This window comes from Kiritimatiellia bacterium (assembly GCA_018001225.1).
Classification (GTDB): Bacteria; Verrucomicrobiota; Kiritimatiellia; order CAIQIC01; family JAGNIJ01; genus JAGNIJ01.
This window is the reverse complement of sequence record JAGNIJ010000049.1, coordinates 19,796-27,878: the sequence shown is the minus strand read 5'-3', so window position 1 is coordinate 27,878 and position 8,083 is coordinate 19,796. Positions and strand designations below refer to the sequence as shown.

Here is an 8,083-nt window from a genome sequence, read left to right as displayed (position 1 = left end):
TTTCGTTGGATAGCCCATAGAGAGCTCCTTTCTGTAACCTAGTATATATACTAGGTCCTGAATACCAAGAGAAAAAAGCTCGTTCTCTTCAGGCCATGTCGCGGACTAGTAAAGGGCCAAACACGAGAGGGCGCCTCGTAGAGGCGCCACTACAGAAGGACTACTGTAGCGGCGGCTCTATGAGCCGCCAAAGGAAAGGATGCTGTAGTGGCGGCTCTATGAGCCGCACAGATGGGCGCTTCACAGAAGCGCCGCTACAGGAACGACGATTCGAAAATGAAGCCAGATCCTCCACGCCGTTTCCCCGGACGCCCGCCACGCCTGGCGACGATCTTCCAGGCCGCGAACGAGCCGCTGTACTTTGTGACGATTACAACTTGGAATCGCCAGCCGATCCTGGCCTCCTCCCCCGCGCACCAGGCTTTTCTTGATTACGCAAACGCCAATGCTCCTCAAGGGCGGGCCATTGGTCGCTATGTCCTTATGCCGGACCATGCGCATTTTTTCGTGCGCCTCGCCCCCGGGCACCGCTTGACCGACTTTGTCCGCCTGTTGAAGCAACACATGACCAGGACGTTGCAGGCCGGCATGCCTTCGGCTCGAATCTGGCAGCCGGGCTTTTTCGACCACGTCCTGCGCTCCGATGAGAGCTACTCGGAGAAATGGTTGTATGTGCGCGAAAATCCCGTTCGGGCCGGCCTCGTGAAGAGCGGCGGGGATTGGCCGTACCAGGGAGAAGTCGTGAGGATAGATCGGGCGTGATAGGCGCCTCATAGAGGCGCCACTACAGGAAGAATACTGTAGCGGCGGCTCTACGAGCCGCACAGATGGGTGCCTCGTAGAGGCACCACTACAGGAAGGATGCTGTAGCGGCGGCTCTGTGAGCCGCCAAGACAGGATCATTCTTCCCCGGGCTTTTCGGGCGCCGTCGCCTTCTTCACCACGCTTTCGCGCGGCAGAGTCAGCGTTTCCGCCACGTGGCCGGGCACCACGAAGGTCCAGTCCTTCCACGCAGCCGTCTGCTCTTTAACGGCCTTGCGGGCCGCGGCCCCATCTTCCTCCGTCGGCTCCGACGGCTCGATGTACGCGGCGCCGATCCGGAGATAGCGGCCGCCGTCGGGCGCGGGCCCGCCGACCTGCAGGGTGTATTCCCGGCGGTCCCGGGTCCGGACCACGCACTGGGCCAAAACCTCGAAGCTTTGTATCGCCTCCGCGGCGGGATCTACCACGGTCTCGCAGCGCAGGTACTGGAACGCCTTCTCCAGGCGCGACGCGGCCCCGGGCTCCGCCGCCTCCCCCTCCGCCGCGCCGGCCACCTCGAACTGCCCCGCGCCCTTGACGAGCAGGGTGTACTCGGTGTTGGAGACGCTGACGGAGATCTGTTCGATCTCGTCGGCCGGCAGGCTCAACAGGTTCTTGCGTATCCAGTCGTCGGAAGCGGCCGTCCAGTCGCGCAGGGGATCGCCCACGAGCGCCACCGCGCCCGCGGGCGTCCGCAGGTAGCGGCCGGTGTCGTAACCCGGGAAGCCGTCCCTCCCCCCCTCCTGCTTGGCGCCCCCGAGGGTCAGCGTCACCGGATTCTCCGCGGCGCCGTGCAACGCCACGCGGACGGCAGGGCTGTCGTCGGCCAGGCCGAACTCCGCGGGATACTGGTCGGCGTCCCGGATGACCTGTCCGATCTCCAATTCGGACAGCCCCCGCAGCGCTTCGACGACCTTGTCGAAGTCGGCGGAATAACCGTACCGCGTCGGGACCACCCAGCGGCCTTCCAGCCGTTCGACGACGGCCGTCGAGCCCGCGGCCGAGATTTCGATCCGGTGGATGGCATTGACATCCAAGTCCGGCAGGACCGGCGCGCCGGGCGCGGCCCCGGCGGCCTCGGGCCGGCGCCCTCCCTGCCATACGGCCACCCCGACGAGGACGGCGAGGATGATCAGCAACACGACGATGGTGCGTAGCGACATGGTCGTTCCTCCTGCATCAAGACGGTGAAGACGCCTTCCGGCGGCGGCGCCAGCCGTGGACCAGCCCGTAGACCGCGACGAGGGCCGGCATGGCGGCCATGTTGATGACCTTCAGGCTCGTGCCCAGCCGCTCGATGTCGCGGCGGAGGTTCTTGCGGACCTCCTTGAGCTGCCGCTGGGTCTCGAACCGCTGCCGGCGGAAGCTCTCGATCTCGCGCTTCTGCTCGGGGCTCAAGATGAACTGCTGGTCCTCGCCCTTCGCGCGCTGCAACTCGTCGAGGCGCGCCTGGGCTTCGCGCAGGCTCGCCACGAGCTTCAATTCCTCCTCCTGCCAGCGTTGCTGGGCGCGGCTCTCCAGGGCGATCACCCGGTCGAAGGGCCGGTCCACGGCGCCGCGGCTGCGCAGGCCGATCAGCGCCTCGCTCCCCGTCAGTTCCTCGGTGAGGTTGAGGGCGAAGCTCAAGTTATCGTTGACCGGCTGGTACACGGTCTGCCCGAAGAAATTCAGCTCCCGCAGCGCGTAACGGTCATACAGCATGTCCGCGTCGGCGACCAGGATGACCACCCCGTCCTTCTGGCTTTCCTTCAGGATCCCGGCTGCCTCCGCGGCGGTGTTCGTGCCCTCGGCCGGCGCGCCGTCCGGGAACGCGGTCTTGAATGTTCCCTTCAGGCGCAGGGCCAGCGCCAGTTGTCCCTCGGGCTTGGCCAGGCGCATCTTCTCGACCCCGGCCTGGGTGGCCTGGAACGAGGGGAGCAGCGCCGCGTCGTCGGAGGTGTGCACCAGCGTGACCGCCGAGAGCCCCTCGGCGGGCTCGCCCCTGAACGCCCCGGCGAAAGGCATCATCAGGCTCTTCAGCGAAGCCGTTACAATCTCCTCGCGATGGATGTGGTCCGGCCGCAGCGTCAGCCAGGTGGGCAGCCGCTCCGAACCCTGGCCGCCGAACGTAACGTAGCTCGCGGCTTCCACGTCGGCCACGACCTGGCCCGGCACCAGTTCGTAGCCCCAGGCCTTCGTCAGCTTGTTGAGGTCGGACGCGGCCGGCCCCTCTCCATACGGGGAGGAAGGCGTGAGGCCGGCGTCCCGGTCGGTCATGCACAGCGGGTCCACGAAGGCCAGCAGCTTCCCGCCGCGCAGCACGAACTGGTCGATCGCGAAGAGCGCCCGGTCGGACAGCTCCTTGGGATGGATCACCAGCAGGGTCTCGATGTCGTCCGCGACGCGGTCGAGCTCGTTGTTCAGCGGCACGAGTTCGCACTGGCGGCCGAGCTCGGCCAGGGCCTGCCAGCCCGCGCCGGACTGGCCCGGCGGCATGCCGAAGGGCATCCGCGGATCGCCCATGACCCGCAGGGAGCTCAACACGCCGACCTTCGGCCGGCCGGCGCGGGTGACCTCGTGGATGAGCCGAGTGCACAGGTATTCCAACTGCGGCTCGGTGGCCGGCGCGAGGAACGGCAGCGCGGCCTCACGGGTGCCCGAGACGGCGACCAGCCCGAAGTAGAGGTCCGGCTGCATGCCCAGCATGTCCAGCGTCTGGCCGGCGAGCCCGTAGCGCTGCGCCCACTCCTCCTCGTCCGAGTCCGGCTTCGGGTCGTAGGTTTCCAGCACCACGCGGCCGCGGCCGTGGGCCTCGTACTCGCGCAGCAGGTCCGTCACGCGCTGGGCGTACTGCTTGAGGGGGATCGGCAGGTTCTCGTTGCTCTGCGAGAAAAAGAGCTTGAGCGTCACCGTGCGGTCGAGCCCGGCGAGGAAGGTCCGGGTGCCGCCGGAGAGCGTGTACAGCCGCTCCGCGGTCATGTCCTTCCGGATCCGCAGGGCCCCCACGACCGCGTTGAGCGCGATCAGGATGGCCAGCACGATCAGCGCGCCCGCCGCGCCGCCCAGGGAAATCCGCCATGGCTTGCTGTTCATGATCGTTTCTCCTTCAAGATCTCGCGGCCTGGCCGCGCAGGACCAGCGACGTGGCCAGCAGCATGAAGCCGATGACGCTGCCGAAGTACACGAAGTCGCGCAGGTCCAGGACGCCGCGCTGCAGGGTCTCGAAATGGGGCATGAAGCTGAACGCGGCCACGCCGTCCACCAGCCAGCCCGGCGCCCAGCGGGACAACAGGTCCGTCACCGGCGGGAACCCGGCCAGGATCAGGAACAGGCCCAGCACCACGGCCAGGACGAAGCTCACCACCTGGTTGCGGGTCAGCGCGGACGTGAACAGCCCGACCGCGAGGTACGCCCCCGCGAGCAGGGCGCTGCCGATGTACCCGCAGACGATCGGGCCCGGGTCCGGCGCGCCGAGGTACGCCGCCGTCAGCGCCACGGGAAAGGTCAGCCCCAGCGCCAGCAGCAGGAACAGCCAGGCCGCCAGGAACTTGCCGAGCACGGCCTGCGCCGGCGTCACCGCCAGCGTCAGCAGCAGCTCCACGGTGCCCGACCGGCGCTCCTCCGCCCACAGCCGCATGGCGGCGGCCGGGACGAGGATCAGGTAGAGCCACGGGTGCCAGAAGAAGAAGCCGCGCAGGTCCGCCTGGCCGGCCTCGTAGAAATGCGCCACGGAGAACGTGAAGAACCCGGCGAGGGCCAGGAAGATCACGATGAACACGTAGGCGATCGGCGAGTTGAAATAGGCGCTCCACTCGCGGCGCGCGATGCTCCGAACGTGCGTCAGGGATTCCATGGGGCGTCTCCTTTCAGGCCGCGTCTTCCGACTTCGTGATCTGCTGAAAGACCTCGTCCAGCCGGCCCGCGTCGTTCTGCATATCCGTCACCAGCCAGCCCCGGTTCCGCGCGAGGTCCAGCGCCGTCGCCGCGAGGGGTTGCTGGCCGCGCGGCACGAGCTGCAGCCGCAGCCCGCCGCCCGCCTTCCGCTCCAGCACGGAGACCCGCTCGACGTCCGGGACGGACCGGAACCCGGCCTCCGCCTCGTCCGGCGGGGCGACCAACTCCAGCGTCAGCGTATTGTACGTCCGGCTGCGCTGCTTCAGCGCGGCCGGCGTGCTGTCCGCGACGATCTTCCCGCGGCTGATGATGACCACCCGCGAGCAGACGGCCTCGACCTCCTCCAGCACGTGGGTCGAGAGCACGATCGTCTTCTCCGGCGCCATCCGCAGGATCATCTCGCGGACCACCTGTTTCTGGTTCGGGTCGAGGCCGTTCGTCGGCTCGTCGAGGAGCAGCACCGGCGGGTCGTGCAGCAGCGCCTGGGCGAAGCAGGTCCGCTGGCGGTACCCCTTGGAGAGGGTCTCGATCCCCTGGTGCCGCACGGGCTGGAGGGCGCAGGCGTCCATCGCCGCGTCGGCCTTCCGGTTGCGCTCCGCGCCCCGAAAGCCCCGGATCTCCGCGATGAAGCGCAGGAATTCCTGCACGGTCATGTCCTCGTACAGCGGCGTGTTCTCCGGCATGTACCCGATGGACTTCTGCGTCCGAGCGGGGTCGGCCGCGACGTCGTCCCCGCAGACCCGCACCCGGCCGGCGCTAGGGCTCAAATAGCCGGCGATGATCCGCATGGTCGTGGTTTTCCCCGCGCCGTTCGGCCCGAGAAAGCCCAGCACCGTTCCGCGATCCACCGTGAACGAAACATCGTCCACGGCCAGCCGCGCCCCGAACTGCTTGCTCAAATGCTCCACACTGATCATGTGTTTCCTCCCGGAACCCGGCCGGGATCGGCCGGGCGATGCCTCTAGGAAAAAAAGACAAAAAAAACCGCCGCGCGTTCGATTTTTTTTGCCGTTTTTTATTATCTCCCGCGACGAATTGTTACCCATTTGCATGCAATGGGTTGCGAGTGGATCGATCGCCTGTATCGATACTTGTAGAGGAAGGCCGCTTGGCGCCTCACAGAGGCGCCACTACAGGAGGAGAGGAGGAGTTACTGTAGCGGCGGCTCTATGAGCCGCTTGGCGCCTCACAGAGGCGCCACTACAGGAAAAGGAATCCCGTTCTCAATCCAGGGTGAGCTGATAGTGCCTAGCTTTCGCCTGTCCGCTCAACACCCGTCGCGCGCCGGCGGCCATGGCGGCCATCTCGAGGTTCTCCGGGAAGACCATCACGGGGGCCAGGTGGCCGACGCGCTTCCGGATGAATCCGACGATCAACTCGGACCGCGCCAGGCCGCCGGACAGCACGATGGCTTCCACGTCGTGGCCGGCCGCGACGGCCATGGCGCCGATCTCCTTGGCGATCTGGTACGCCATGGCCTCGATCACGAGCTTCGCCTGTGTATCGCCCTGGGCGATACGCTCCTGAATCCTCTCCACGTCCGAGCTCTGGAGGTACGAGACCAGGCCGCCGCGCTTGGTCAACTCCACGAAGAGATCCTCCTTGGAGAACTTCCCGCTGTAGCAAAGCTCTGCGAGTTCCTTCGTCGGCAGGGCGCCGGCGCGCTGGGGCGTGAACGGCCCGCCGCCGAGCAGGGCGATGTTGTTGTCCACGATCTTCCCGTTGCGCACGGCCGCCACGGTGATGCCGCCGCCCATGTGGGCGACCACGAAGCTGATCTCATCCAGCGGACGGCCGATGGCCTCCGCGGCCCTGTACGCGAGGGCGCGCACGCTCAACACGTGCGCCGTGCTCCGGCGCGTGATCGGGGCGTAACCGGAAAACCGCGCCAGCGGATCGAACTCGTCGGCCACCACGGGATCCACCGTGAACGCCGGCACGCCGTACTCGACCGCGAGCCGCGCCGCCATCGGGATGCCCAGGTTCGACGCGTGGTCCATCTCGGGACAATCCCGCACGCCGCGCACAATGTCCTCCTCGATCCGCACGCACCCGTCCTGCACGGAGGCCACCCGGTACACCCCGCCCTCGATCTGGCGGCCGCCGCGGTGGAGAAAGCCCCCGCGGCCCACCACGGCATCGAGCCGGATTCCCGCGTGGGGCAGGAGAAAAGCCTTCACGAGTTCCAGGTAACGCCCGACCTCCTCGTCGAATGCGGCGCCGGCCAGCCGGCTCTTGTGCGGATGAGACAGCTCGTTGCTGTCCAGGCATTCCGCGTTCCGGAACAGCGCCACCTTGACCGACGTCGAGCCCGGGTTGACCGCGAGAACGTGGAAGACCCGCTCGTCCCGCCGCGCCGTGGCGACCTGCCGCTCCTGCTCCAACTGCTTCTGCTTCCGGCGCTCGGCGTAAATGCAGCAAAGCGCCACGGAATCCAGCTTCGTCGCCTCCCCGTCGGCCCGGGACAGGATGATGTAGGGCACCTTCACCCCGGCGGTGATGCCGGCCGTCGCGGCGAGGCCGTGCTGCGTCATGGCCATGATGGCCTTGTACAGGATGTTCGCGGAGTCGAGTCCCGGGCAGACCAGGATGTCGGCGCGGCCCGCTACCTCGCGGAAGGCCGGATCCTCGGAGGCGGCCAGCCCCTTGATGCGCACCGACGAGGGGTCGGTCGCCAGGTCGAAGGAAAGCGGCCCGCACACCACCGCGTCCTCCCAGTAGTTCTCCGAGAGCGCGGCCGCCATCTTCGTCGAGGCGAGCGACTCGATGACCTTCTCGTTGGCCGAGAGCAGCGCCACGCGCGGGCGCGGGAGGCCCAGGACATACTGCGCCACCTCGATGGCGTTGCGGATGATCCCGGTCATCCGGCTGAACGTGCAGAGGGTCGTCACGCCGGCATCGGTCAGCAGCACCGGCCGGCCGCCGGCCAGCGAGGGCGCCTGGAACAAGGTCACCAGCGACATCGTGTCGCGGCTGCGGATGCGGCGCATCTCGCGGTTCAGGACGGGCGTGGAGATGTTGCCCTTGAGCAGGATCTCGCCCACGCCCTGCTCGACCAGGTCCACCGTGCACCGCGCGGTCTCTTCCTGGCTCGCGGTCGCGATGATATCCTCCTCGGCCACGGCCAGGCCGACCAGCCGCGCCGCGTCGCGGATGGCGGCCCCGTCGCCCACCAGCACGCAGCGGCGCACGAAAGGGAGCCCTCGCAGGCTCTTCGCCACGTGGAGGTCCTCCTTGCGGTCGCCGCCGACGATGACCACGGTCTTCGGCGGCAGGCCGGACGCGACCTCCTGCAGGCGGGAAACGGAAAGGGCGGGCGCAGGCTCGGGCGTTATTTTCATGGGAGCCATCCTGGATGGGAGGTATACTTCCCGCCGGCGGGGGATGCGGTCAAGCGATATCTGGGAAT

Annotated in this window: 6 protein-coding genes; 1 reads left to right on the top strand and 5 read right to left on the bottom strand. The window is 67.5% G+C overall.

Annotation, left to right across the window (positions count from 1 at the left end; translation table 11 throughout):
- The first annotated feature begins 231 nt into the window (after positions 1-231).
- Positions 232-762 carry a transposase gene (locus KA248_13990; GenBank protein ID MBP7831019.1) on the top strand — a complete coding sequence of 177 codons (531 nt, stop codon included), beginning with the start codon at positions 232-234 and terminating at the stop codon, positions 760-762.
- 137 nt (positions 763-899) lie between these two features.
- On the opposite strand, the gene KA248_13985 is transcribed toward KA248_13990, so the two are convergent.
- The 5 genes from KA248_13985 to buk all read right to left on the bottom strand — a co-directional run bounded on the left by KA248_13985 (position 900) and on the right by buk (position 8,015).
- A complete protein-coding gene (locus tag KA248_13985) occupies positions 900-1,964 on the bottom strand; it encodes a DUF4340 domain-containing protein (protein MBP7831018.1) in 1,065 nt (354 codons plus the stop codon).
- Positions 1,965-1,980: 16 nt separating this feature from the next.
- The gene (locus tag KA248_13980) at positions 1,981-3,873 is read right to left on the bottom strand and encodes a Gldg family protein (protein MBP7831017.1); all 1,893 of its coding nucleotides are present in this window, start codon (positions 3,871-3,873) and stop codon (positions 1,981-1,983) included.
- 13 nt (positions 3,874-3,886) lie between these two features.
- Positions 3,887-4,633 (bottom strand): ABC transporter permease subunit, encoded by a 747-nt coding sequence (locus KA248_13975; protein MBP7831016.1) that lies wholly within the window; start codon positions 4,631-4,633, stop codon positions 3,887-3,889.
- A 13-nt stretch (positions 4,634-4,646) separates the two neighbouring features.
- Positions 4,647-5,591, bottom strand: coding sequence for an ATP-binding cassette domain-containing protein (locus KA248_13970; GenBank protein MBP7831015.1), 945 nt, complete (start codon positions 5,589-5,591; stop codon positions 4,647-4,649).
- A 306-nt stretch (positions 5,592-5,897) separates the two neighbouring features.
- On the bottom strand, positions 5,898-8,015 hold the full coding sequence (gene buk / locus KA248_13965; protein ID MBP7831014.1) for a butyrate kinase: 2,118 nt from the start codon (positions 8,013-8,015) through the stop codon (positions 5,898-5,900).
- Positions 8,016-8,083 lie beyond the last annotated feature (68 nt).

Excerpts from the sequence above, each read along its gene's own strand:
- KA248_13990 (MBP7831019.1), top strand. The coding sequence starts at position 232 with ATGGGCGCTTCACAGAAGCGCCGCTACAGGAACGACGATTCGAAAATG.
- KA248_13985 (MBP7831018.1), bottom strand. The coding sequence starts at position 1,964 with ATGTCGCTACGCACCATCGTCGTGTTGCTGATCATCCTCGCCGTCCTC.
- KA248_13980 (MBP7831017.1), bottom strand. The coding sequence starts at position 3,873 with ATGAACAGCAAGCCATGGCGGATTTCCCTGGGCGGCGCGGCGGGCGCG.
- KA248_13975 (MBP7831016.1), bottom strand. The coding sequence starts at position 4,633 with ATGGAATCCCTGACGCACGTTCGGAGCATCGCGCGCCGCGAGTGGAGC.
- KA248_13970 (MBP7831015.1), bottom strand. The coding sequence starts at position 5,591 with ATGATCAGTGTGGAGCATTTGAGCAAGCAGTTCGGGGCGCGGCTGGCC.
- buk (MBP7831014.1), bottom strand. The coding sequence starts at position 8,015 with ATGAAAATAACGCCCGAGCCTGCGCCCGCCCTTTCCGTTTCCCGCCTG.